This is a genomic window from Microbacterium trichothecenolyticum (genome assembly GCF_030818955.1).
Lineage (GTDB): Bacteria > Actinomycetota > Actinomycetes > Actinomycetales > Microbacteriaceae > Microbacterium > Microbacterium trichothecenolyticum_B.
In genome coordinates this window covers 3,432,248-3,457,070 of sequence record NZ_JAUTBF010000001.1, presented here as the reverse complement: position 1 = coordinate 3,457,070, position 24,823 = coordinate 3,432,248, and the positions used below count along the sequence as shown (strand labels likewise).

At 70.7% G+C, this 24,823-nt stretch carries 23 protein-coding genes; 10 read left to right on the top strand and 13 right to left on the bottom strand.

Translation table 11 applies throughout. The annotated features are described in order from the left end of the window. Nucleotide 1: 1 nt before the first annotated feature. From QE412_RS16330 to QE412_RS16315, 4 genes are all read right to left on the bottom strand, one after another. Nucleotides 2-1,078, bottom strand: coding sequence for a sulfate/molybdate ABC transporter ATP-binding protein (locus QE412_RS16330; protein ID WP_307486360.1), 1,077 nt, complete (start codon nucleotides 1,076-1,078; stop codon nucleotides 2-4). Next, entirely contained in the window at nucleotides 1,075-1,854 is a 780-nt protein-coding gene (gene modB, locus QE412_RS16325) for a molybdate ABC transporter permease subunit (RefSeq protein WP_307486357.1), read from the bottom strand. Before modB ends, QE412_RS16330 begins: the two co-directional genes overlap by 4 nt. Next, nucleotides 1,851-2,603: a molybdate ABC transporter substrate-binding protein gene (gene modA / locus QE412_RS16320; protein WP_307486351.1), complete on the bottom strand. Its 753-nt coding sequence runs from the start codon at nucleotides 2,601-2,603 to the stop codon at nucleotides 1,851-1,853. Before modA ends, modB begins: the two co-directional genes overlap by 4 nt. Nucleotides 2,604-2,876: 273 nt before the next feature. Further along, nucleotides 2,877-3,272 carry a TOBE domain-containing protein gene (locus QE412_RS16315; RefSeq protein ID WP_307486348.1) on the bottom strand — a complete coding sequence of 132 codons (396 nt, stop codon included), beginning with the start codon at nucleotides 3,270-3,272 and terminating at the stop codon, nucleotides 2,877-2,879. Between the two features lie 170 nt (nucleotides 3,273-3,442). On the opposite strand from QE412_RS16315, the gene moaA reads away from it, so the two are divergent. The 5 genes from moaA to QE412_RS16290 are packed head-to-tail and all read left to right on the top strand — an operon-like array spanning nucleotide 3,443 to nucleotide 7,380. Further along, nucleotides 3,443-4,663 (top strand): GTP 3',8-cyclase MoaA, encoded by a 1,221-nt coding sequence (gene moaA / locus QE412_RS16310; RefSeq protein WP_373426558.1) that lies wholly within the window; start codon nucleotides 3,443-3,445, stop codon nucleotides 4,661-4,663. Then, nucleotides 4,660-5,430 carry a HesA/MoeB/ThiF family protein gene (locus QE412_RS16305; protein ID WP_307486345.1) on the top strand — a complete coding sequence of 257 codons (771 nt, stop codon included), beginning with the start codon at nucleotides 4,660-4,662 and terminating at the stop codon, nucleotides 5,428-5,430. The genes moaA and QE412_RS16305 overlap by 4 nt, the downstream gene beginning before the upstream one ends. Further along, nucleotides 5,427-6,650 carry a molybdopterin molybdotransferase MoeA gene (locus QE412_RS16300; protein WP_307486341.1) on the top strand — a complete coding sequence of 408 codons (1,224 nt, stop codon included), beginning with the start codon at nucleotides 5,427-5,429 and terminating at the stop codon, nucleotides 6,648-6,650. Before QE412_RS16305 ends, QE412_RS16300 begins: the two co-directional genes overlap by 4 nt. Further along, nucleotides 6,647-7,147, top strand: coding sequence for a cyclic pyranopterin monophosphate synthase MoaC (moaC, locus tag QE412_RS16295; RefSeq protein WP_307486338.1), 501 nt, complete (start codon nucleotides 6,647-6,649; stop codon nucleotides 7,145-7,147). The genes QE412_RS16300 and moaC overlap by 4 nt, the downstream gene beginning before the upstream one ends. Further along, the gene (locus QE412_RS16290; protein ID WP_307486335.1) at nucleotides 7,144-7,380 is read left to right on the top strand and encodes a MoaD/ThiS family protein; all 237 of its coding nucleotides are present in this window, start codon (nucleotides 7,144-7,146) and stop codon (nucleotides 7,378-7,380) included. The genes moaC and QE412_RS16290 overlap by 4 nt, the downstream gene beginning before the upstream one ends. Nucleotides 7,381-7,410: 30 nt before the next feature. Here the strand turns inward: QE412_RS16290 and QE412_RS16285 are convergent, their stop codons facing one another. The 3 genes from QE412_RS16285 to QE412_RS16275 all read right to left on the bottom strand — a co-directional run bounded on the left by QE412_RS16285 (nucleotide 7,411) and on the right by QE412_RS16275 (nucleotide 10,150). Next, the gene (locus tag QE412_RS16285; RefSeq protein WP_307486331.1) at nucleotides 7,411-7,839 is read right to left on the bottom strand and encodes a molybdenum cofactor biosynthesis protein MoaE; all 429 of its coding nucleotides are present in this window, start codon (nucleotides 7,837-7,839) and stop codon (nucleotides 7,411-7,413) included. Next, nucleotides 7,836-8,318, bottom strand: coding sequence for a MogA/MoaB family molybdenum cofactor biosynthesis protein (locus tag QE412_RS16280; protein ID WP_307486328.1), 483 nt, complete (start codon nucleotides 8,316-8,318; stop codon nucleotides 7,836-7,838). Before QE412_RS16280 ends, QE412_RS16285 begins: the two co-directional genes overlap by 4 nt. A 227-nt stretch (nucleotides 8,319-8,545) precedes the next feature. Continuing rightward, complete coding sequence (locus tag QE412_RS16275; protein WP_307486324.1) at nucleotides 8,546-10,150, bottom strand: SDR family oxidoreductase; 1,605 nt, start codon at nucleotides 10,148-10,150, stop codon at nucleotides 8,546-8,548. A gap of 65 nt (nucleotides 10,151-10,215) precedes the next feature. On the opposite strand from QE412_RS16275, the gene QE412_RS16270 reads away from it, so the two are divergent. Continuing rightward, on the top strand, nucleotides 10,216-11,778 hold the full coding sequence (locus QE412_RS16270; RefSeq protein WP_307486319.1) for a carboxylesterase/lipase family protein: 1,563 nt from the start codon (nucleotides 10,216-10,218) through the stop codon (nucleotides 11,776-11,778). A 61-nt stretch (nucleotides 11,779-11,839) separates the two neighbouring features. Next, the gene (locus QE412_RS16265) at nucleotides 11,840-13,321 is read left to right on the top strand and encodes an MFS transporter (protein WP_307486316.1); all 1,482 of its coding nucleotides are present in this window, start codon (nucleotides 11,840-11,842) and stop codon (nucleotides 13,319-13,321) included. Nucleotides 13,322-13,520: 199 nt separating this feature from the next. Here the strand turns inward: QE412_RS16265 and QE412_RS16260 are convergent, their stop codons facing one another. The 3 genes from QE412_RS16260 to QE412_RS16250 all read right to left on the bottom strand — a co-directional run bounded on the left by QE412_RS16260 (nucleotide 13,521) and on the right by QE412_RS16250 (nucleotide 17,906). Further along, nucleotides 13,521-15,572: a helicase HerA-like domain-containing protein gene (locus QE412_RS16260; RefSeq protein WP_307486309.1), complete on the bottom strand. Its 2,052-nt coding sequence runs from the start codon at nucleotides 15,570-15,572 to the stop codon at nucleotides 13,521-13,523. Between the two features lie 184 nt (nucleotides 15,573-15,756). After that, entirely contained in the window at nucleotides 15,757-16,458 is a 702-nt protein-coding gene (locus QE412_RS16255; RefSeq protein ID WP_307486305.1) for a phosphatase PAP2 family protein, read from the bottom strand. A gap of 110 nt (nucleotides 16,459-16,568) precedes the next feature. Continuing rightward, nucleotides 16,569-17,906: a multidrug effflux MFS transporter gene (locus QE412_RS16250; protein WP_307486303.1), complete on the bottom strand. Its 1,338-nt coding sequence runs from the start codon at nucleotides 17,904-17,906 to the stop codon at nucleotides 16,569-16,571. 233 nt (nucleotides 17,907-18,139) lie between these two features. On the opposite strand from QE412_RS16250, the gene QE412_RS16245 reads away from it, so the two are divergent. Continuing rightward, the gene (locus QE412_RS16245; protein ID WP_307486300.1) at nucleotides 18,140-18,847 is read left to right on the top strand and encodes a DUF3105 domain-containing protein; all 708 of its coding nucleotides are present in this window, start codon (nucleotides 18,140-18,142) and stop codon (nucleotides 18,845-18,847) included. A 1-nt stretch (nucleotide 18,848) separates the two neighbouring features. Continuing rightward, entirely contained in the window at nucleotides 18,849-19,520 is a 672-nt protein-coding gene (locus tag QE412_RS16240) for a DUF305 domain-containing protein (RefSeq protein ID WP_307486298.1), read from the top strand. A 250-nt stretch (nucleotides 19,521-19,770) separates the two neighbouring features. Here the strand turns inward: QE412_RS16240 and QE412_RS16235 are convergent, their stop codons facing one another. The 3 genes from QE412_RS16235 to QE412_RS16225 form a co-directional block, all read right to left on the bottom strand. Then, nucleotides 19,771-20,748, bottom strand: coding sequence for a carbohydrate ABC transporter permease (locus QE412_RS16235; RefSeq protein WP_307486292.1), 978 nt, complete (start codon nucleotides 20,746-20,748; stop codon nucleotides 19,771-19,773). Further along, nucleotides 20,745-22,094 carry a carbohydrate ABC transporter permease gene (locus QE412_RS16230; RefSeq protein ID WP_373426557.1) on the bottom strand — a complete coding sequence of 450 codons (1,350 nt, stop codon included), beginning with the start codon at nucleotides 22,092-22,094 and terminating at the stop codon, nucleotides 20,745-20,747. The genes QE412_RS16235 and QE412_RS16230 overlap by 4 nt, the downstream gene beginning before the upstream one ends. Before the next feature lie 125 nt (nucleotides 22,095-22,219). Next, nucleotides 22,220-23,545 carry an ABC transporter substrate-binding protein gene (locus tag QE412_RS16225; protein ID WP_307486290.1) on the bottom strand — a complete coding sequence of 442 codons (1,326 nt, stop codon included), beginning with the start codon at nucleotides 23,543-23,545 and terminating at the stop codon, nucleotides 22,220-22,222. Between the two features lie 236 nt (nucleotides 23,546-23,781). Here QE412_RS16225 and QE412_RS16220 point away from each other — a divergent pair, with 236 nt between their 5' ends. After that, the gene (locus tag QE412_RS16220; protein ID WP_307486287.1) at nucleotides 23,782-24,792 is read left to right on the top strand and encodes a LacI family DNA-binding transcriptional regulator; all 1,011 of its coding nucleotides are present in this window, start codon (nucleotides 23,782-23,784) and stop codon (nucleotides 24,790-24,792) included. The last annotated feature ends 31 nt before the right edge of the window (nucleotides 24,793-24,823 follow it).

Genomic DNA, 24,823 nt, shown 5'->3' with positions numbered 1-24,823 from the left:
TCTAGCCCTGCATCGACGAGCCCCGCATCGACCCACCGCGGGGTGCCGCCACGAACCGCACGTGCTCGGGAGCCACACTCCACCGCACGGTGTCGCCGGGGCGCAGCCCGACCGCCTCTCGGGGCGCCACGTCGGCGGCTCCCCCGGCGAAGACGATGCGCACGCCCGTCGGCGTGGGCTGGAGGTGCGACACGACGGCCGGCGCTCCCTCGCCCAGACGCACATCGGCCGCGCGGAAGACGGCGGCCAGCGGGGCCCCGTCGGTCCCGGCGCGCGCGAGCGAAGCGGCATCCGTCGACTCCAGACGCACCCCGTCGCTCACGAATGCACCGCCCCGCGCTTCGCCGAGCACGCGCTCCAGCCCGGCGATGCGCGCAGCGACCTCGGTCGCCGGAGCCGTCAACACCTCGCACACCGGCCCCTCCTGCGTCACCCTGCCCCGTTCGACGATGACGAGCCGGTCGGCGAGTGCCGCGGCGTCGACCGCGTCGTGGGTCACCGCGACGGTCGTCATCCCCGCCAGCCTTTCGCGCAGCATGGCCCGGATCTCCGATGCCGTGACCGCGTCGAGCGCCACCAGCGGCTCGTCGAGCAGCACGACCCGTGGCTCGGCGGCGAGCGCCCGGGCGACGGCGACCCGCTGCTGCTCGCCGCCCGACAGGTGCGCCGGCAGCCGATCGCCCGCCCCCGGCAGCCCCACGCGCGTCAGCCACTCGTCGGCCGATGAACGGGCGAGTGATGCCGCGACGCCGGCCGCACGGGGGCCGAAGGCGACGTTCTCGCGCGCGGTGAGGTGGGGGAACAGCCGAGCGTCCTGTCCGAGCAGCACGACACCGCGGTGCATCGGGTCGGTGCGCACCCCGGGGGCCCGATCGAGCACGCGTCCGCCGACGCTGATCTCGCCCGCGTCGAGCGGTGTGAGCCCTGCGAGCGCGCCGAGCAGCGTGGACTTGCCCGCGCCGCTACGGCCCATGACCGCCACGGTCTCTCCCGGTGCAGCCTCGATCGCGATGTCGACGTCGAAGTCACGGCGGCGCACGCGCACCCGAGCGCGCAGGGCAGCGGCATCCGCGCTCATCGTCCCGCCCCCGGTCGCCAGCCGCGCACGAGCAGCAGCACCGCGACGGCCGTGACGAGCAGCAGCAACGACAGGGCCACCGCCGTGCCCTGCGAGACGCCCGCTCCGTTGAACGCCGTGTAGATCGCGAGCGGCATGGTCTGCGTCACGCCCGGGCGGTTGCCGGCGAACAGCGCCGTCGCACCGAACTCGCCGATCGCGCGCGCAAAGCACAGCACGACGCCCGCGACGATTCCGGGGGCCGCGAGCGGGAGGGTGATGCGACGCAGAATCGTGGCGCGCGAGGCCCCGAGCGACGCGGCGGTCCGCTCGAACTCCACGCCCGTGCTGCGCAGCGCGCCTTCGACGGCGAGCACGAGAAAGGGCAGCGCCACGAACACCTGGGCCAGCACCACGGCGGTCGTCGTGAACGACAGCCCCAGGGCGCCCAGGGGCCCGCTGCGGCCGAAGAGGTACAGCAGGGCGACTCCGCCGACCATCGGGGGCAGCACGAGCGGCACGGTCACGAGCGCGCGCAGCACGGCGGCGATGCGCGCGGGACTGCGGGCGATGAGCAGCGCGAGCGGGATGCCGACGACCGCGCAGACGACGGTGGCCACGGCCCCCGTGCCCAGCGACAGTCCGAGGGCTGCCCGCGCGGTCGGCGAGGTGACGTCGCTCCACAGCGTCGCCCACTCCACGCGCCCGATGAGCGCGGTCAAGGGCACGAGTAAGAAGAGCAGTCCGACCGCCGCCGGCACGACGAGCCAGCGCGGGACGTAGCCGGTCGAGGTCACGGGGCGCGGAACCCCGTGGCGGCGAGGATGCCCTGCCCGTCGGCCGACAGCACGAACGCGACGAACGCGGCGGCCGCGGTGGGGTGGGGCGCGTCGGTCAGCACGGCGATCGGGTAGTGATTGACCACGGCGTCGGCACCCGCGGGCACGATCGCTTCGATGTCGTCGCGGCCGACCACGTCGGTGGCGTACACCAGACCCGCGTCGGCTTCCCGAGCGGCGATCTTCGTCAGCACGGCGGTGACGTTCTGCTCTTCGCTCGCGGGCGTCACCGCGACCCCGGCGTTCGACAGCAGCGTCGCCGACGCCGCCCCGCAGGGCACCTCGGCCGCGCACAGCACGGTCGTCACGCGCGCGAGGTCGTCGAGCGTCTTCACCCCGCCGGGATTGCCGGCGGGGACGGCGATCACGAGGGTGTTGCCGGCGAACAGCTGCGGGTCGGGTGCCTGAGCGGCGACCTTCGCCATGTTCTTCTCGTCGGCCGAGGCGAACACGTCAGCGGGGGCGCCCTCGCCGATCTGGGTCGCGAGCGTGCTCGATCCGTCGTACACCGACTGCACGGTGACGTCGGGATGAGCGGCCATGAACGCGCGAGAGATCTCGTCGAACGACCGCTGCAGCGACGCGGCGGCGTAGACCTCGAGCGTGCCGCTCAGCTGATCCCCGGGTGCCGCGGGCTCGGGGCTGGCGCAGGCGGCGAGCAGTGCCGCGGCGGCGAGAACACCGGCAAGACGGAGCGGGCGGCGCATGGGTCTTCCTCCGGTCGCGTCCAAAATCCGCGAACGCGGATTTCAAAACCGATCTTATCCGCGAATCGGGGCACAGGATCGGTCCGCCGTCCGACTCACCGGCGGGTCGGGTCGCCGGCCCCGCCCGGCGCCCGGCCCCGCCCGGCGGCGTGCCAGACTCCGGAAGAACTGGCCGCAACGGCATCCGTTCCGCCCCTCCCGCGGCGGAAACGCCGAAACCTCCGGAGCCCGGCACACCTCCCCGGCACGCCGCCGCGCGGCGCTCCAGACGCGTCAGTCGCGCGGCACCTCGACGGTGACGACCGTCGCCTTGACCGATGCCACCGCGAGCGACCCGGGCGCGAGCGCGAGCTCTTCCGCCGCCTCGGCCGACATGAGCGACACGACCCGGTGCGGGCCGCACTGCAGATCGACCTGCGCCATCACCCCGTCGACTCGCACGCGCGTGACGATCCCGACGAAGCGGTTGCGCGCACTGGAGGCGATCCCGGTGGGGTCATCGGGCTCGTCGGCAAGCGCCACCGCGCGTTCCGCCAAGGCGGCGCCGGGGATCTCCGCCGGCGATACCCCGGTCGTCGGCAGCACCCCCTGGTCGATCCAACGCCGCACGGTGTCGTCGCTGACCCCGAGCAGGCGGGCGGCCGTGGCGATGCGGAAGGTGTTCGGCATGCGACGACGGTACTCGCCCCCGCGCCGGACGTCCTGTTGCGCAGCGCCCCACACGGCAGCGGTCTCGCGGTCCCGGCATACCCCGACGCCACCGGCGGCCCCTCACCACGACGCCGTCACGCCCCGTCGTTCTCGGCCCTCTCCTCTCCCCGCTCGCCTAGGCTCGACCCATGGATGCCGCGCACGAGACCGGGACGCCCGGCCCCGTCGTCGTGCCGCTGGGCGCGACGGTGACCGTGAGCGCACGCCCGAGCACGCTCGGTGCCGTCCGTGCCACCGGATCCGGGCAGCCGCACCTCGACGAACCTCGGCAGCCGCCGCACCCGCAGCACGACCCCGGTGCCGTTCGAGCGACCGGCGCCCCCCGCGAGGGCGGCATGCTCGACCGCTTCGGGCGCGTCGCGACCGACCTGCGCGTCTCGGTCATCGACAAGTGCAACCTGCGCTGCACGTACTGCATGCCGGCCGACGGGATGCCGTGGCTCCCGCAGTCGCAGCTGATGTCGACCGACGAGATCCGGCGTATCGTCCGCGTGGCCGTGCAGGCGCTCGGCGCCGAGGAGCTGCGGATCACCGGCGGCGAGCCGCTCGTGCGCAAGGATCTCGAGTTCGTCATCGCCGGCATCCGGGCCGACAATCCCGACCTGCCGATCTCGCTCACGACGAATGCCGTGGGTCTCGACCGCCGCGCCCAGGCCCTGAAAGACGCGGGCCTCAACCGCATCAACGTCTCGCTCGACACGCTGCATCCCGAAACCTTCGCCGAGCTCACCCGTCGCCCGCACCTCGACAAGGTGCTCGCGGGACTCCAGGCCGCCCGGGCCGCGGGGCTCGGGCCCATCAAGATCAACGCCGTGCTGATGCGGGGCATCAACGACACCGAGGTCGTCCCGCTGGTCGACTGGGCGGTGTCGAACGGCTTCGAGATGCGATTCATCGAAGACATGCCGCTCGACGGCGACCGCTCGTGGACGGCGACGAACGTCATCCCCGCCCGCGACATCCGCGCCGCGATCGAAGAGGCCTTCACCCTCAGCCCCGACCCGCGCGGGCGCGGAGCCGCCCCCGCCGAGCGCTGGGAGGTTCGCCGCCACGGCGACACCGCCCTCGCCGGGCATATCGGCATCATCTCTTCCGTCACCGAGCCGTTCTGCTCCGCCTGCTCGCGCACGCGCGTCACCGCCGACGGCCGCATCCGCTCGTGCCTCTTCTCGCACGAAGAGACCGACCTGCTCACCGCCCTCCGCGACGGCGCCGACGACGAAGGTCTCGCCCAGATCTGGCGGGATGCCATGTGGGCCAAGCCCCGCGCCCATGGCTCCGACCGCGTCGGACTGGCGCGCGCCGACTTCGTCCAGCCGGAGCGCACGATGAGCGCGATCGGCGGATGAGGCCGCTCGTCGAGCCGGTGGCATCCCTCGCCCCCGAAGAACTGATCCGCACCGCCCGCCACGCCGTGCTCGCCGGCATCGGCGAGGAGGGCCAGCGGCGGCTCGCGGCCGCGCGCATCGCCGTCGTGGGTGCGGGCGGTCTCGGCTCCCCCGTGCTCCTGTCGCTCGCCGCGGCCGGGGTCGGCGAGATCGTCATCATCGACGACGACGTCGTGGAGCGCACGAACCTGCAACGCCAGCTGCTGCACCGGGTCGACGACATCGGCGTCGCCAAGACGGCATCCGCCGCCCGCGCCGTGCGCGACCTCTCGCCCGTCACCGTCGTTCATGAACGAACCGTACGGCTGACCTCCGACAATGCTGTCGGCCTGCTCCAGGGCGCCGACCTCGTCATCGACGGCAGCGACACCTTCGACACGCGCGAGGCCGTCGCCGCCGCAGCGGAGGACCTCGGCATCCCCCTCGTCTGGGGAGCCGTGCAGGAGTGGGCGGCGCAGGTGACGGTGTTCTGGTCCGCCCCTCCCGAGGGGTACTCCCCCGTGGTGCTCGGCGACCTCTTCCCCGCCGGGTCCGCCGGCGAGCCGCCCACGTGCGCCCAGGTCGGCGTCCTCGGCTCGCTGTGCGTGCAGGTCGGAGGGCTGCTCGCCACCGAGGCCGTCAAGCTCGTCACCGGCGCGGGTGAGCCGCTGCTCGGTCGCCTCATCGTCGTCGATGCGCTGCGTGCCCGTCAGGACGTGATTCCCCTCACCGGAAGGACCCCCGCGTGACCGACCTGCTCACCGTCGAACAGCACCGCGAGCGCATACTCGCCGAGGTCGCACTCCTGCCCGCCGAGAGCGTCTCGCTCGCCGGCGCGACCGGTCGTACCCTCGCCGAACCCGTGCTGGCCGCGCACGACCTCCCCGGCTTCGACAACTCCTCGATGGACGGCTTCGCGGTCCGCTTCGCCGACGTGCACGGGGCGGATGCCGAGACCCCGGCGACCCTGCGCGTCGTCGCCGACCTGCCAGCCGGCACCGCCGACGATCCCGCGCTCGCCCCGGGCGAGGCGGCACGCATCATGACGGGTGCCGCCGTCCCCGCCGACGCGGATGCGATCGTGCCCTTCGAAGACACCGCCGGCGGTCTCGCCGATTCCCTTGGCACGGTCCAGGTGCTCCGCGCCCCGATCGGCGTGGGCGCCTTCATCCGTCGCCGCGGCGGCGACACGCTCACCGGCGCCACCGTGCTCTCGCCCGGAGAGCGGCTCGGCCCGCTCGCGCTGGCGGCCGCCGCGGCGGCGGGCGTCGACACGCTCAGCGTCCACCGCCGCCCCCGGGTCGCGGTCGTCTCCACGGGCAGCGAGCTCGTCGCCCCCGGCACGGAACCGGGCCGCGGCCAGACACCCGACTCCAATGCCACCTTGCTCGCCGCCCTCGTCGGCGCAGCGGATGCCGACATCGAACTCGTCGACCGCGTCGGCGACGACCCCGCAGGCATCGACGCGGTCCTCGCGCGGGCGACGCGCGCCGACGTCGTGATCTTCACCGGCGGGGTCAGCGCCGGTGCTTACGAGCCCGTCCGCCTCGCGCTCAGTGATCGCATCGCGTTCGAGAAGGTCGCGATGCAGCCCGGCAAGCCGCAGGCGTTCGGCGTGCTCGACGACGGACGCCTCGTCTTCGGTCTGCCCGGCAACCCGGTGAGCGTCGCGGTGTCGTTCGAGGTGTTCGTGCGGCCCGCCCTCCTGGCGTTGCAGGGTCGCACCGTTATCGATCGGCGCTTCGCCCGCCTCACGGCATCCGAGAGCTGGTCGACTCCGCCCGGACGCCGCCAATACCTCCCCGCGGCGATCGATCTCGTCGAGGGCACGGTTCGGCCGGCCACCGCTGGCGGTTCGGGGTCGCACCTCGCGGCATCCCTCGCCCGTGCCGAGGCATTCGCCGTCGTGCCCGCCGAGGTGTCCACCGTGTCGGTCGGCGACTCGCTCGATGTCATGCTGATTCCATGACCTTCCCCCACCTGGATGCCGCGGGCCACGCCCGCATGGTCGACGTCACCCTCAAGCAGCCCACCGTTCGCACCGCCACGGCGCGCGGCTTCGTGCGCTGCGCGCCCGAGGTCGTCGCGGCGCTGCGCGATGGCACCGCCCCCAAGGGCGATGTGCTGGCCGTGGCGCGGATCGCCGGCATCCAGGCCGCGAAGTCGACGCCGACACTCCTCCCCCTCGCGCACGTCATCGGCGTGCACCGGGCGTCGGTCGACCTGTCGATCACCGACGACGGCGTCGAGATCGAGGCGACGGTGGGCACGGCCGACCGCACCGGCGTCGAAATGGAGGCGCTCACCAGTGTCTCGGTCGCCGCACTCGCGATCGTCGACATGGTGAAGGGAATGGACAAGGGCACGTTCATCGAGAACGTGCGCATCGTGTCGAAGACCGGGGGCAAGTCGGGCGACTGGGTGCGTCCGGGCGAGCCCGATGCCGCAGCGGGAGGGACCGCATGAGCGTTCGCGTGCGCTACTTCGCCGCCGCCGCCGAGGCCGCCGGTACCGACGCCGAGGACCGCGCCGAGACGACACTCGCCGCCCTGCGGCTCGCCGTCGTCGCCGCGCACCCCGCGCTCGAGCGCATCCTGGATCGCTGCGCCGTGCTCGTCGACGGCACGCGCCACGACGACGACCTGTCGCTCGATGGTGTGACGCACGTCGACGTACTGCCGCCCTTCGCGGGCGGCTGAAACCACGGCTCCCACCCGGACGAGCCCGGACTACCCTCCCAGGCCCTTCCACTCCGTCGTGCCGTCGGCCTCCACCTGGCGCTTCCACACGGGCAGGTCGGTCTTGATCGTCTCGATCACCTGGCGGCATACCTCGAACGCCTCGGCACGATGCCCGGATGCCACGGCGATCACGACCGCGGCCTCACCGACGCCGAGCCGCCCCACACGATGGCTGACCGCGACGATGGCGTCGGTACCGGCGGCGGCGGTCTCAGCGATGCGGTGCAGCGTCTGCTCGGCATCCGGGTGGGCGCTGTACTCGAGCGCGACGACAGCGTCGGAGGCGTCGGGATCGGTGTCACGGACGCGCCCGACGAAAGTCGTCACCGCACCCGACGACGAGTCCTCGACCGCGTCGAGGTGCGCGTCGAGGTCGAGCGGCTCCTCCGACAGGCGGGCGATGCGGACGGCGCTCATGCGTGGTCTCCTCCGGCGAGCTGGTCGAGCACGTGCGGCGCGATCTCCGCGATGACGGCGATTCCGGATGCCACGGCGCGCGTGGATCCGGGAAGGTTGACGATCAGCGTGCCGGGGTCGGCGATGCCTGCGAGCCCCCGTGAGATGACGGACAGGGGGGTGTCGGTGAGGCCGCGACGACGCAGCTCCTCGGCGATACCGGGCAACTCGCGGTCGAGTACACGGGCGGTGCCCTCGGGCGTCCGGTCCCGGGGCGCGACACCGGTCCCACCCGTGGTGACGATCAGGCCCGGGCCGGCCGCGACGGCCGCGCGCAGGGCGGCCTCGACACTGTCGGCCCCGTCGGGCACGATCACGGCATCCGCGCAGTCGAATCCTGCGTCGCGCAGAAGCGAGACGGCGAGCGGTCCGCCGCGGTCCTCACGCAACCCGGCGGCGGAACGGTCGGAGACGGTGATCACCCGGGCGACATGCGGCACGAATCCAGCCTAGGTGTCTCACCGCGCACGCGGCCCGCCCGGCCAGCGCCGAGATCACTCGGATCACTCGGCATTCGCGAGATGACCCGAGATTCGCCGCGAACGGCCGTCATCTCGGCGAACGCCGGTCATCTCGCGCCGCACCGCGCCACGCGGCGTCAGGGCGCGTCCGCGGGCGCGGGCCACGCCTCACCGCGCGGGCCGCGCGTGCGCGGGCGCGACCCGCGTCACCGGCTGAGCGTCTCGACCTCAGGCACCTCCGGGGCGATCCGCCCCGCCTCGGCCCGCGGCTCGGGGTCTTCGCGCTGCACGTGCTCGGCGGCCGCGGTGATGCGCCGCGCCATGCCGCTGAAGATGAGTCCGTGGAAGGGCAGCACGGCCAGCCAGTACAGCCGGCCGGGCAGGCCGTGGGGGAAGAACAGGGCGCGCTGATCGAAGCGGGCGCCGTCGCCCTCCGGCGTCGCGCGCAGCTCGAGCCACGCCCCGCCCGGAACCTTCATCTCGGCCCGAAGGCGCAGCAGATGCCCGGGCTCGATCGCCTCGACGCGCCAGAAGTCGAGCGCGTCACCCACGGTGACCACGGACCGGCTACGCCGGCCGCGCGCGAGACCCACCCCACCCACGAGCCGGTCCATCCACCCGCGGATCGCCCACAGCAGCGGCGAGGAGTACCAGCCGTTCTCGCCACCGATCCCCTCGATCACCGACCACAGCTGCTTGGCGTTGGCCGTCGTCATCATCGTCCGCACATCGGTGTAGACCAGGCGACCCGCCCAGTCGGGGTCGCTCGGCAGGGGGTCGCTCGGAACGCCCGAGACCTCGGCATCCAGCCAGCTCGTCTCGATGTCGTCGTCGTTCACGCGTCGCAGTGCCAGCCGAACGGCGTCGCGATACGGCATGAGACCCGCCTCGGGGCGCGGGATGAGGTCATCGACCGCGCGGTCCTTCACGACGCAGTCGTTCTGCAGCGACTCCACGAGCGGGCGCGCGATGGCCTTCGGGATGGGTGTGACGAGGTTGACCCAGTGCGACGCGAGTCGCGGCGTCAGCACCGGGAGCGATGCGATCGGCCGCTGGTGCAAGCCCGCCTCGAGCGCGTAGCCGTTCATCATCTGGCCGTAGCGCAGCACGTCGGGCCCGCCGATGTCGACCGCCCGATTGACGTTCGGCGCCACCCTCGCCGCGCCCAGCAGGTAGTGCAGCACGTCGCGCACGGCAATGGGTTGGATGTGATTTCGCACCCACTTCGGCGCGGGCATGTACGGCAGCACGTCGGTCAGGTGACGCACCATCTCGAACGACGCCGATCCCGACCCGATGACGACGCCGGCCTGCAGCACGAGTGTCGGAACGCCGCTTCGCAGGAGGATGTCGCCGACCTCGACGCGTGAACGCAGGTGCGGCGACAGCGGGGCGTCGTCGGGGTGCAGACCGCCGAGATAGACGATGCGACTCACCGACGCTTCAGCCGCCGCGTCGGCGACGGTCTGCGCCGCGCGGCGATCGGTGGTCTCGAAGTCGCGGCCGCCACCCATCGAATGGATGAGGTAGTAGACGACGTCGACCTCGTCGACCGCTTCGCGCACCGCCGTCACGTCGGTGGCGTCGCCCGCGACGATCTCGACCTGCTCGCCCCACGGAAAGGCGGCGGCGCGACGCGCATCGCGCGCGAGCACCCGCACCCGGTAGCCGGCGGCGAGCAGGCGGGGCACGAGGCGACCACCGAGATAGCCCGTCGCCCCCAGGACGAGAGCGCGGGGTGCCGAACCATCGGGCCGGGGCTGTGCGACGAGAGCCGGCTCGCGGCCGGTGGGCGTGGTCAGGGCGCTCATGACCGACACGGTACGCGCGGCCTCCGACATCGCCCGGGGCTTGACGACGGCGCTAGGGTGAGCGCGTGCACACCGCTTCATCCGGCCCGCTGGCCGAGGCTCCCGCCGGGCGGTTCCGCGGCCGGGTCGTGAACGGGGCACGCCGCTGGCTCGGCATCCGCTACGCCCAGCCGCCCCTCGGACCCCTGCGCTGGCGCGCGCCGCTGCCCGCCCCCGACGCCGGCCTCGAGGTCGGCGCCGACGCCTTCGGCGCGGCGTGCCCGCAACCTCCCAGCCCGCTCCCGCTCGGCGACGGCGTCATGCAGGACGAGGACTGCCTGTCCGTGAACGTGTGGTCTCCGGATGCCACGTCCTCGGCGCCGCGGCCGGTGATGGTGTGGCTGCACGGCGGCGCCTACGTGTTCGGCGCCGCCAGCCAGCGCACGTACGAGGGCGCGTCGCTGGCGACGACCGGCGACGTCGTGGTGGTCACGCTGAACTACCGACTCGGCGCCCTCGGCTTCCTCGACCTGCGCGACGTCCTCACCCGGGCGGAAGGCAACGGCGACGTCGATGGCAATCTCGCTCTGCGCGACGTCCTGCTGGCCCTGCGCTGGGTCCAGCGCAACATCGCCGCTTTCGGCGGCGACCCGGCGAACGTCACGGTGTTCGGCGAATCCGCGGGCGGTGGGCTCGTCACCACCTTGATGGCCACGCCCTCGGCATCCGGACTCTTCCACCGGGCGATCGCGCAATCCTCCCCCGCCTCGAGCGTGTACGGACGCGAGCGCGCGGCCGAAGTGGCCGCGCGCTTCGTCGAACTAGCGGGTGTCGATCCGGTATCGCCCACGGCGGGCGAGCAGTTGCGCGCCGCCGACGTCGAAACGCTGCTCGCGGCGGCGCAGCGGCTGTTCGCCGAAGTACCGGCCCACGCGCCGGGCACCCTCGCCTTCGCCCCCGTCGTCGACGGCGAGCTGGTACCCGAAGCGCCGATCACGGTCCTGAGCGAGGGACGCGGCCTGCCCGTCCCCCTCATGATCGGCACGAACAAAGACGAGGCGTCGCTTTTCGCGTACATGAAGTCACCGCTGATCCCCATCACCGGCGATCGCCTCCAGCGGATGTTCGCCGACATGGCGGCCGAGAACCCCGACGTCGTCCTGCCCGAGCGAGCGCAGGTGCTCGCCGCGTACGAGAACGTGCACCAGCGCGCGCTGGGCCTGGGGATCGCCGGCGACATCGGCTTCCGCTTACCCACGCTCTGGGTCGCTGAGGGGCACCGTGCGATCGCTCCCGTGCACCTGTACCGCTTCGACCACAGCACCCCTTTTCTGCGGCTCGTCCGTCTGGGCGCGACGCACGGCAGCGAGCTGATCTACCTCTGGGGAAATCTCCACGCAGGACCGAAAGACCTCACTTTTCGCCTCGGCGGGCGTCGCACGGCCGAGACGCTGTCGCGCCGCATGCAGCACCGCTGGAGCGCATTCGCACACGGGCTCCAGCCCGACGCCCCCGACGGCCCCGGGTGGCCGGCGTACCGCGCAGATGTCCGCGCGACGCTCGTGATCGACAGCCGCGACCGCGTGGTCGACGACCTCGATGCCGACCTCCGTCGGGCGTGGGGCGATGAGGTGCTGACCTTCCGCTAGCACATCCGGGTCACGCATCCCGTGGTTTGGAAACGAAAGCCACTCGGGTCAAGCTGGAATGATGAACGAGACACCCCCCTCGACATCCGAAGCCCCTCGGCTCGAAGTCGATGACGTGATCGTCGTCGACAAGAAGCGCGTCCGCACCGCCATCGGCGGCACCGTGGTCGGCAATTTCATGGAGTGGTTCGACTTCGGCATCTACGGCTACCTCGCCGTCACCCTCACTGCCGTCTTCGCCTCCGATCTCCCCGCTCCCTGGGGCCTGCTGGTCACGCTCCTCGGCTTCGCGATCTCCTTCCTCGTCCGCCCCTTCGGCGGTTTCGTCCTCGGCCCCCTCGGCGACCGCATCGGCCGGCAGAAGGTGCTCTTCCTCACGATGGCGATGATGGCCGCGGCCACCGCGCTCATCGGCATCCTGCCCACCTCCGCGCAGATCGGACTGTGGGCGATCGTCCCGCTCTATCTGCTGAAGATGGTGCAGGGCTTCTCGACCGGCGGTGAGTACGCCGGCGCGACCACCTATGTGTCGGAGTTCTCCCCCGACCGCCGCCGCGGTTTCTGGTCGTCGTGGCTCGACGTGGGCTCGTACGTCGGCTTCGCCGCCGGTGCCGGCGTGGTCGCGATCACGACCGCGATCGCGACGAGCGTGTCGGGTCCCGATGCCATGACCGACTACGGCTGGCGCATCCCGTTCCTGCTCGCGATCCCCCTCGGCATCGTGGCCATCTGGTTCCGCCTCAGAATCCCCGAGACGCCCTCGTTCGAGCAGACCCACGCCGCCGAGGCCGCGCAAGAGATCGACAAGGACGACCCGATGGCTCGTCAGGGCCTCGGCGGTATCGTCCGTCACCACTGGCGAGCGCTGCTCATCGCGATCGCCCTGGTCGCGGCCACCAACACCGCCGGCTACGCGCTGACCAGCTACATGCCGGTCTACCTCGAGAAGGAGGTCGGCGTCTCCAACGTCATGTCGGCCGTCGCGACCGTTCCGGTGCTGCTGTTGATGTCGGCCATGCTCCCCATCTTCGGGCGGCTGAGCGACAAGGTCGGCCGCAAGCCCATCTACGTCATGGCCGCGGGCTCCGCGCTGGTACTGCTGGTGCCCGCGTTCCTCATCATGCAGATCGGCGAGATCTGGGCCGTCATGGTGGCGCTCGTGCTCGCGGCCGTTCCCGTGGCGTTCTACGCCAGCATTGCGGCATCCACCCTGCCCGCCCTGTTCCCCACCGCGTCGCGCTTCGGCGCCATGGCGATCGCCTACAACGTGTCGGTGTCGCTCTTCGGTGGAACGACTCCGCTGTTCAGCCAGGCGCTCATCGATGCGACCGGCAACACCCTGATGCCCGCGTTCTACATCATGTTCTTCGCCGCTCTCGGCCTGGTCGCACTTCTCGCGATGCCCGAGACCGCCCAGCGCCCGCTGCTCGGCTCGGTGCCCACTGTCGAGACGCCCGCCGAGGCCGAGGCACTCGTCGAGCGCCAGGACGAAGACCCGCTCATCGACACCTCGACCATGCCGCTCGAGCTGCGCCGGTCCTGACACCGAGCGCCCGGCTGACTCGCACAACCTCCGCGATCCGCACAGCCTCAGCCCGAACCCGCCCCCACGCACTGACACCGCGCAGATCACTGAGCTTGTGCAGCGGCGCCTCGGACACCCGCAGCGCCCCGCCGCCCGCCCGGCGCCCGCGCGGACGACGCGGCTCCACCGCGCGGAGCCGCCGGGGAGCGAGTAACCCTCAGCGCCGCCGGCCGGTCCCGAAGATCCCGCGGATAACGCCGGTCACGATGCTCTTCGTCGCCCCGCGCCCGAGCAGGCCGTCCAACCCCGGAGCCGGGGCGCTCGCGCGAGAGCGCGGCGCGGAGGTGGACCGGAGGATCCGCTCGTACTCCTGCTGCGCCTTCTTCTGTGCGGCGGCGTTCGCTTTGTCGATCGCGGCCTTCTGCTTGGCGTATTCGGCGGCGTCGGCTGCGGCCTTCTCGGCCCGCTCGGCGGCCTCGCGCGCATCCGTCGCGGCCTGCATGCGCGCACCGAGGATCTCCCGTGCGGACTCGGGGTCGATCGGCGTTGCGTAGGTGGCGAAGAGCGAGGATGCCGCCACCGCCGAGGCCATCGCCTCCGCGGGGATCGGCGACATCGACGCGCGCGGCGCGAACATCCGCGTCCACGCGACCGGGGTGGGCGCTCCGCGCTCGCTCATGACGGTGACGATCGCCTCGCCGGTGCCGAGCTCTTGCAGCACCCGCTCGAGGTCGTACCCCGAGTCGGGGTACGTGCGCACCGACGCGCGCAGCGCTTTCGCGTCGTCGGGCGTGAAGGCGCGGAGCGCATGCTGCACGCGCGAGCCGAGCTGGGCCAGCACGTCGCCGGGGACGTCTTTCGGCGTCTGCGTGACGAAGAACACGCCCACACCCTTCGAGCGGATGAGCCGCACGGTCTGCGTGATGGCGGCGAGGAACGCCTTCGATGCGTCGCGGAAGAGCAGGTGCGCCTCGTCGAAGAAGAACACCAGCTTGGGCTTGTCGACGTCGCCAACCTCGGGCAGCACCTCGTAGAGCTCCGCGAGCAGGTACATGAGGAACGTGGAATACAGCTCGGGGCGGGCGGCGACGTTCGGCACCTCGAGCAGGCTCACGATGCCCGCGCCCGTGGCATCCGTTCGCAGGAACACCCGCACGTCAAGCTCGGGCTCGCCGAAGAAGGTCTCGGCACCCTGCGCGGCGAATGCGACGAGCTCGCGCAGGATGACGCCCGCCGTCGCGGCCGACAGCCCGCCGATGCCCTTCAGTTCGACCTTCCCCTCGTCGCTGGTGAGGAAGGTCAGCACCGCCCGCAGGTCGGACAGGTCGACCAGCGCCAGGCCCTTCTCGTCGGCGTAATGGAAGACGAGGCCGAGGCTCGACTCCTGTGTGGCGTTGAGCCCGAGTACGCGACTGAGCAGCAGGGGCCCGAAGCCCGACACGGTCGCGCGCACCGGGATGCCCGAGCCCGTGTCGTCGCCGAGCGCGAAGAACTCGGTCGGAAATGCCCGCGGTGCCCAGTCCTGCCCGATGGCCGCCGTGCGCGCGGCGAGCTTCTCGCTGGGCGTCCCCGCCGCGGCCAGGCCCGACAGATCGCCCTTGATGTCGGCGGCGAAGACCGGCACCCCGTTCTCTGACAGCTGCTCCGCGAGTAGCTGCAGCGTGCGGGTCTTGCCCGTGCCGGTCGCGCCGGCCACGAGGCCGTGGCGGTTGGTCATCGAAAGAGGAATGCGGATGGGAGCGGATGCCACGGGCCCGCCGTTGACGAGCACGCCGAGCTCGAGCGCGGCACCGTCGGAGGCGTAGCCCGCCGCGACGGCCGAGACCTCGGCGTCGGTGAGAGGCGCGTCGGTGAGAGGCTCGTCGGTGACGCGTACGCCGGCGACGGATACGTCGGTGACGGGCACGTCGGAGGGCGACGAGGTGGCGGGCGGACCACCGCGAGGCGGTTCCGGCGCGGACGAGCCGTTCGAGGGAACGGGGGCGCCGGGCGCCGACGCCGAGGGGATCACGGGGGCGCCCGCCGCAGCCGACGACGCCGCTGCACCGGACAGCACACCACCGGACGGAGACACCCCGGACGACGCCGCACCACCGGCCGCGCGGGCCCGCGCCGCCGCGGCTTCGGCCGCAGCAAGATCGGCGCGGGCACGGGCAAGGCGCACCTCGGCCTCCGCCGCCTCGGCCTCGGCCCGCAGCCGAGCAAGTTCGGCGTCGGTCTGCGCTTCGGCCGGGGAGGGATCGGAGGCCATGGCACCTGACGCGGTCATGCGCGCCAGCCTACGACGGGGTTCGGACATCGTCCGCGCCCTTGCGGCCAACAGTCCCTGTCCACCTCGCGACGGAGGACGCTCCGTCTCACTGGTCGTCCCGGGGCGCGCTCGTCCCGGGTGCCCGCGCCGTGTCGCGCTCGCCCCCCGGCGATGCGGCAGAGCCCGACGACAACCTCGCGCCTTACGATCCGGCCGGCAGTGTGGCATCCGTTCGACGCGAGCGCCTCAGCTCGAGCCGATCATCGTCGCGGGATCGCAGTCGCGAGAACGCCGCCGCCAGAATCAATGCGGCGCCTGCGCCCACGAGCGCGCCACCGACGGTGTCCGAGAGCCAGTGCGCGTGCAGATAGGTGCGACTGAACGCCATGAGAACGACCCAGGCGACGCCCACGGAACGTACCCACACCCGAGGAAAGACCACCGCCGCGACGACGGCGATCGTGGCGGCATTGGCCGTGTGCCCCGACGGGAAGGAGCCGTAGTCGCTGAGGATGAGGATGTCCTCCGGACGAGCCCGACCGAACGTGTGCTTGAGCAGCTGCACCAGCGCGGCGCTGCCCGCCGACGCCGCGATGAAGTACAGCGCCGACCACCGTCTGTGGAACAGGAACAGCACCAGCGCCCCGCCCAGCGGCACGATGAGCACCGCCGTCAGATGTCCGCCCACCTCGTCCATCACCAACGCGAAGACGAAGAGCGGCTCGGAGGGCGCCGCGGCGAACAGTTGGTTCCACCACACGTCGATCGCGAACGGGCTCGCTCCCCGGAAGAAGACCCAGGCGCCCAGCCCGCACGCCACCGCGATGAAGACGACGCCCACCACGGCGCGAAACCGCTGCGGTCGTGGATCGAGCACGGGGTCGTCGGTCGAAGCGGCATCCATCGCCCCATGATGCCGGGCCGCGCCCCGCTGGGGAACACCGTTGCGCGCTCTGCTACTGTTCGCGATCGCCGTGCTCGGCGCGGTGTCGACTGCGCGGTGTCGGCCGACGCTCAGGGGGCGAGACGCTCGACGGTGCGCGGTCGCACCAACGCCCACAGCGCGATCACGCCGACGATCGCACAGCCCACCATGACGGATGCCATCGTCGTGGCCGTGATGCCGGAGCCGGTGGCGAGCAGGCCCACGAGGGGCGAGATGACACCGGCGACACCGAAGTTCGCCGCGCCGATGATCGACTGCGCCGTGCCCGCGGCCTTGCCGTGGCGGTCGAGGGCGAGCACCTGCGCGCAGGGGAAGGTGAAGCCGCACGCCGTCATGAAGAAGAACAGCGGAACGACCGTGCCCCACAGGCCCAGCCCCAGCTGATCGGTCAGCACGATCGCGCCACCCGCGAGCACGAGCACGGCCGTCGAGACCGCCATCACCCACTGCGGACCGAAGCGGGCGGCCAGCCGCGACGCCACCTGCACGCCTACCACGACGCCGACGGAGTTCACCGCGAACAGCACGCCGTACTGCTGCGGGTTGAAGCCGTAGGTCACCTGGAACAGGAACGAGGATGCCGAGAGGTACGAGAACAGTCCGCTGAACGTCATCGCCCCGATGATGAGCACCCCGATGAACACGCGGTCGCGGAAGACACTGGCGTATCGCTGCCACACGGTCGTGGTGCCGGGGCCGCCACGGCGTGCCGGCGGCAGAGTTTCGGGCACGAAGAGAACCGCGGAGACGAGCATGATCGCGCCGTAGACGGCGAGCACCACGAAGATGCCGCGCCAGTTCATCACCAGCAGCAGCGCCGATCCGGCCAGCGGCGCGAGCACGGGCGCGACACCCGAGACCATCGCCATGCGCGACAGCATGATGACCAGGCGCCGGCCACCGAAGAGGTCGCGGATGATCGCCGCGGCGACCACGCCTCCGGCCGCCGCGCCCGCACCCATGAGCACGCGCGCGATCGAGAGAGTGCCGAGGGTGGGTGCCAGAGCGGCGAAGACGCTCGCCGCCACGTGCAGCGCGGTGACCGAGAGCAGGGGGATCCGACGCCCGACCTTGTCGCTCAGCGGCCCGACGATCAGCTGGCCGAGCGCGAAGCCGATCATGGTGCCGGTGAGCGTCAGCTGGATGGCCGCCGCGGTGGTCTGGAAGTCGGCCTCGAGTACGGGGAACGCCGGCAGGTAGAGGTCGATGGTGAAGGGACCGAGAGCGGTCAGCGCACCCAGCACGATGATGTACAGCACACGGCGCGAGGCCGAGATCGCATCACCGGGGTGCAGCACGATGGGCGCGGTGGCGGGGTTCTTGCCCAGGGAACGGATGGCGCCGGTATTCGTGTGCGCGGCGGGGGTCGTCGGGGGGATCACGGGGTGGGAAGCAGTATCGAGCACGCGTCAGTTTCGTTTCGCAACACGGACGGCCCGAGCGAGTCGGGCCGAAAAAGAGGGGGGGGGATCATCGAACCTCGAATCGATTCGACACCGTTCATACTAGCGCCCCACCCCGCGCGCCACCATCCCGGCTCGCGGGTTCCTCCCAGGCCACCGGCCCATTCACCCGAATAGGCTGGGTCCGTCGGCGACGCCGATGTGTCCCGCCCCGAAGAGAGACGAACACACAACGCATGAGCTCCCCCTCCGATAAGCGAGCGAGCGGCAACCCCGCGAAGCAGGCCCAGATCGACCTCACCGTCAAGCAGCAGCGCGAGCAGAAGCGCCAGGAGAAGCTTGCGGAATACCAGAAGCAGGTCGCCCGGCGTAAGCGCGGCAAGCTCGTGTGGTGGGTGGTCGGCTCGACGGCGGCGGTCGCTGTGATCGGCCTGGTCGTGGCATCCTTCGTGTTCGCCCCCGCTCCCCCCACGACCTATCAGGCGGGCAACAGCACGGGCCGCGAGATCGAGGGCGTGCAGACGTTCGAGAATCGCTCCGACCACGTGCAGGGGACCGTGAACTACGAGCAGAATCCCCCGGCCGGCGGCCCGCACAACCCGTACTGGCTGAACTGCGGCGTCTACACCGAGCCGCAGCCCAACGAGAACGCCGTGCACTCGATGGAGCACGGCGCCATCTGGATCACCTACGACCCGGCGCGCGTCGACGAGGCCGGCATCGACGCGCTGAAGGCCGTCATGCCCTCCAGCTACGCGATCCTCTCGCCGTATCCCGACATGGACACCGCCGTGGCAGTCAGCGGCTGGAACCACCAGCTCAAGGTCGACGACCCCACCGACCCGCGCATCGGTGAGTTCTTCACCGAGTACTGGCGCAGCCAGAACGTCCCCGAGCCGAACGCCACGTGCTCCGGCGCCGTCGACGGCCCGGGAAAGGCCTGACATGAGCGATGACGCCCCGGTCGCGCGTCCCGCGGTCCGGTGGGTCGTCGTCGCGCTCGTGACCGTCGCGGTGGTGGCCGTGGCCTTCGCGATCGGACGCTTCACCGCGTTCGGCGCGACCGCCGCGCCCGCCCACCCCGCGACCAGCTCGGCCGAGGCGGGCTTCGCCCGCGACATGCAGGTGCACCACACGCAGGCGGTGCTCATGGCCATGGAGATCTACCGCAAGACCACCGACGACGAACTACGCACCCTGTCGTACGACATCGCGACCACGCAGGCCGGGCAACGCGGCGAGATGTACGGCTGGCTCGTCGAATGGGGACTTCCGCAGGCGTCCAACCAACCCCTCATGACGTGGATGGAGAGATCGGGCGCGCACAGCCACGGCGACACCGCCGCGCTGACGCAGGAGCAGCTGCTGTCCGAGATGGGGATGGCCACTGACACCGAGCTCGACGAGCTGCGCGAGCTCGAGGGCAAGCCCGCCGACTGCTTCTTCCTGACCCTGATGATCCGCCACCACCAGGGCGCCATCCCGATGGCCCAGGCCGTGATCGAGCTCGGCGACGACGTGCGCGTGAAGGAAGTGGCCGGCACGATCGTGAGCGGCCAGTCGGCCGAGATCGACGCGATGCGCGACATCCAGTCACGGCTGGGCTGCAGCGCCTGACGACGCGTCGGTCGCAGATCGCGCCGCCTCCCACCGACGCATAGCGCCGCCGCCCACCGACGCATAAACGCGATCCGCGCACATAAACGCGCTCTCCCCGCGTTTACGCGCGTGGATCGCGTTTATGCGAGGGGCGTCAGCCAGCTCCCGCGCGCGCCGACGGCGCCCCGTCACGCCCGGCCCCAGCGACACGAACACGACGAGGGGGCACGGCATCCCGGATGCCGTGCCCCCTTCGTATGAGCCGGACTCAGCCCTTCGTGGCTCCGGCCAGCAGGCCTCGCACGAAGAAGCGCTGCAACAAGAAGAACACGACCAACGGCACCAGGATCGAGATGAACGTTCCGGCCGACTGCAGGAACCACTGGTCGCCCCACGTGCCCGAGAGCGAGTTGAGCGATTGCGTCAACGGCAGTGACGACGACGGCGCAAAGATCGTCGCGACCAGCAGGTCGTTCCACACCCAGATGAACTCCAGCACCGCGAACGAGGCCAGCGCGGGGGCGGCGAGCGGCAGGATCAGGCGGAAGAAGATCTGCCCGTGGCCCGCGCCGTCCACCCGCGCCGCCTCGATGACCTCGTGCGGGATCTCGGCGATGAAGTTGTGCAGCAGGAAGATGGCCAACGGCATCGCGAAGATCACATGCGCGATCCATACGGTCGCGAAGCTGTGCTCCACGCCGCGCAGGTCGAAGCCGGGGAAGATCGTGACCTCGTTGATCGTGAGACCGCGCGAGAACAGGCTCAGCAGGGGTACGAGCGCCATCTGCAGCGGCACGATCTGCAGCGCGAAGATGAAGATGAAGAAGAAGTTGCGGCCCTTGAAGTCGATCCACGCGAAGGCGTAGGCGATCAGCGACGCGATGGCGAGCGCGAACAGCACGACCGGGATCGTGATCGCGAGCGAGTTCAGGAACGACTGCGCCAGCGTCAGCGCCGTGCCGCCCGAGGTGAACGCGAGCCGGTAGTTCTCCAGCGTGAACGACGGGTCGGTGAACACCGTCCACCATCCGGTCGACTGCGTGTCGGAGCCGGGGCGGAACGAGGTGACGAACAGACCGAACGTCGGGATGGTCCAGAAGAACGCGATCACGACGGCCGCGATCGTGGCGCCCTTCGACGTCAGGCGCTTGCGCGCCATGGCCTCGTGTTTGCGCGTGTCGCGAGCGACCTGCCGGGCCGAGCGGGTGTCGTTGGTGGGCTCGAGAACGACGGTGGAGGTGGTCATCGCACTTCCCTCTGCTTCCGGATCTGGCGCACGTTGAAGATGATCAACGGCAGCACGAAGAGGAACAGCACGACCGCCAGCGCCGCGGAGTGCCCGTAGCTCTGGAACCGCTGCTGTTGGTTGACCATCTCGAACGCCAGCACGCTCGAGTCGTTACGACCACCGGTCATGACCGCCACGATGTCGTAGATCTTGAGGGCACCGATCGCGATGGTGGTGAGCACCACGATGAGAGAGGAGCGGATGCCGGGGACGGTGACGTTGATGAACCGCTCCCACGCGCTGGCTCCGTCGAGTTCGGCGGCTTCGTTCTGCTCCGGCGGCACGGCCTTGATGGCGGCGGACAGGATGACCATGGCCAGTCCCGTCTGGCTCCAGATGAAGACCACGACAAGCAGCAGGGTGTTGATCAGCGGCGTGGCCGCCAGCCACGAGACCGGCTGACCGCCGAAGGCCGTGACGATGGCGTTCAGGATGCCGATCTGGTCGCCCTGACGGAAGTCGTAGACGAACTTCCAGATGATGCCCGCGCCGACGAACGAGATCGCGAAGGGCATGAAGATGAGCACCTTGAGATACTTCTCCCCTGCGGCACGGTCGATGAAGACGGCGTACGCGAGGCCGATCGCGGTGGCGATGGTGGGCGCGAGGAGCACCCAGATGAGGGTGTTGATGACCGACCAGAAACCCTCGGGGTTGGTGAAGGTCCACACGTAGTTGTCGAAACCGACGAAGTTCTCGCCCGTCTTGTCGAGGAACGACTGGAAGAACGTGGTGATCGCCGGGTAGACGAGCCCGAGCAGCAGCAGGATCGCCGCGGGTGCGGCGAACAGGATCAACTGGAACAGGTAGCCGGCGCCCTGACGCGAGCGGTAGTCGGCGTAGAAGAGGATGGCGCCCAGCAGCACGGCGATGCCGAGCACGTAGATGACGGCGTTCTGGTACGGGCGCAGCAGCATGAACGCCAGCACCGGGATCGCGAAGCATGCCACGAGTCGGAGCCAGAAGTAGCCCTTCCCGGCACGCGGGGCGTATTCGATGAGGAGCAGGAGCACGGCGACGACCGCGGCGAACGCCAGCAGGACGAGGGGGATCTGCACGATGGGGCTGAGCCCGCCGAGCCAGATGAAGAAGCTGTTGAGCGAGAACCCCAGCGTCGTCGGCTTGGTGTCGGCGGGGGCACGCGTGACCATGAAGAGGAAGAGCGCCACCACGAGGATGACACCCACGAGCACCACCAGCAGCGTGGTGCGATGCGTCTTCGCGGAGCCGTGCGTTCGGGCCGGAGCCCTGTCGCCCGGAGGTGACGCCGACGGCGTCGTCTCCACTTTCGTGATGTCGGTCATGACGGCCCTCCCGAACACGGCTGCGTGCTCATTGATGATGTGCCCGGTTGGCCGGGCAGATGAGAAGTGTGGGACCGGATGGGCCGCCCGCCCTGCGGGCGACCCATCCGGTGGTCAGATCCGGGTCAGTTGTTGTATCCGGCCTGGATGTCGCTGAGCACCTGGTCGGTCGGCGTGCCGTCGATCCAGCTCACCATTCCCTTCCAGAACGATCCCGCGCCGACGGTGGCCGGCATGAGGTCGGAGGCGTCGAAGCGCAGCGTGGTCTTCGGGTCCTGCAGCGTCTCCATCGCCTCGGTGAGGAACTCACTGGAGGCCAGCGACGGGTCGGCACCCTTGTTGGCCGAGATGACGCCGCCGAGCTTGACGCGAGCGTTGGCGAAGTCCGGCGTCGACATGAACTCGACGACCTTCTGCACGTTCTCGTCGTCGGAGAACGCAGCGACGAATTCGCCGCCACCCTCGACAGCGAGCTCACCCTCGGTGACGCCCGGGAGCAGGAAGGCGTACACGTCGCCGTCGGGGGCGACCGTGGGCGTCTGGCCCGCGGCGTTGGTCACGGTGAGGAAGTTCGCCGACAGGAACGACGCCTGGTGCGTCATCGGGCAGCTGCCGTCGGCGACCTTGGCGGCCACGTCGGCGAAGGCGACCGAGTTGATGCTGCGGACGTCGCCGAAGCCGGCGTTCACGTAGGCGGGGTTGAGCAGGAACTTGCCCGTCGTGTCGAACGCCTCCTTGATGGGGGCATCGGTGAACTTGACCTCGTTGGCGACCCACTGGTCGTAGACGTCGGGGCCGGACTGGCGCAGGACCATGTCCTCGATCCAGTCTGTGCCGGGCCAGCCCGATGCGTCGCCGGAGGCGAAGCCGGCGCACCACGGGGCGGCGCCCGTCTTCTGCTGGATCGTGGCGGTGAGGGTCAAGAGCTCGTCGAGCGTCTTGGGGACCTCGACGCCCCACTCCTTGAACTTCGCCGGCGAGTACCAGACGTAGCCCTTGAGGTTGGCGAGCATGGGCGCGGCGTAGAAGGTGCCGTCCTCGCTGCCGTAGGACTTCCAGTCCTCGCCCCAGTACTCGTCGACGTTCGACGAGACGGTGTCGGATGCCTTCTGGACGTCGCCCGTGCCGATGAGGGTCTTGAGCAGACCCGGCTGCGGAACGATCGCGATGTCGGGGGCATCGCCACCGGTCACCTTGGTGACGATGTTGCCCTCGAAGCTCTTGTCGCCGGTGTAGACGACCTTGATGCCGGTGTCGGCCGTGAACTGCTCGAACGACTGGTTGAGCAGGTCGGCCTCGGAGCCGGTGATGCCGCCGGAGATGCGGACGGTGGTCTCGCCGCCCGTCGCGGTGCCGCTGCTGTCGCCCTCGGCGCAGCCTGCGAGAGCGATTGCGCCCACCGCGAGCAGACCGACCGGTGCCAGAAGGCGTGTCCGCTGTGACATACCCATGTGGTTTCTCCTCTTCGAGTCATATGGTGCCTCGGATCCTGTCAGGAACCGATTCCACATCACCGTAAGGGACAACCCGAGTTCACGCAACGCCGAAAGATCACGAACGGGTAACTCGCGATTTTCCGGTGTTCGCGACCAGGGTCTTGACACGAAACCGGTTCCACATTCGCGCAATGTCGGATACTCTTCTTCGACGTCGACACGGATGTCGACCCGACAACGAGGATCACGCAATGAGCGGAATCGCCGATGTGGCACGCCTGGCAGGCGTGTCGAAATCGACGGCGAGTCGCGCGCTGACGGGCGGCGGCTACGTCTCCGACGACACCCGTCGTCGAGTGTCCGACGCGGCGACGTCGCTCGGGTACGTCCCGTCGACGAGCGCGGTCAGCCTGGCCACGGGTCGTACCCGCACGATCGCCCTCATCGTCCCGAAGGTCAACCGCTGGTATTTCGGCGCGATCGTCGAGGGCGTCGAGCGCACGCTCATCCCGCGCGGGTACGACGTGACCCTCTATGTCGCCGAGCCCGGTTCCCACGACCGCGAGAGCCTGTACTCCACCTACCTCGCCCGCAAGCGCTTCGACGGCATCATCGCCGTGGCGCTGGAGCCCGACGACGCCGATCTCGAGCGTCTGGCGAACATCGGCAAGCCCGTCGTCAGCATCGGCAACGCGCTCAGCGGCGTGCCCACGCTGGGCTTGGACAACGTGGGCATCACCCGCATCATCACGCAGCATCTGATCGCGCTCGGCCACACCGACATCGCCTTCGTCGGTAGCACCCCGCCCACCGACGCTCCCGCGAAAGACGTCGACGAGCGCTCCATCGGCTACCGCAACGCGATGAACGATCACGGTCTCGCCGTGCGCATCCGCGATGTCCCGTCGACGCTGACGATCACCGACGCGTATGGCGCCGCGGCATCGTTCCTCGCCGACGCGGCGTCCCGGCCCACCGGGGTCGTCGCCGCGTGCGACGAGGTCGCGATCGGCGTCATCATCGCCGCGCGCCGCATGGGCATCTCGGTCCCCACCGAGCTCAGCGTGGTCGGCATCGACGGGCACGACTACGCCGAGATGTTCTCGCTCACCACGATCGAGCAGTTCCCCCTCGACCAGGGTGTCGAGGCCACCAGACTGCTGCTGTCGATGATCGAGGGCGAGGCCGGTCCCGTCCGACGCACCGAGGCGGCCACGCGCCTCGTGGTGCGCGCCTCCACCGCTCCTCCGCGATCCGTGTGACACACGGAGCCCCGGATGCCATGGCATCCGG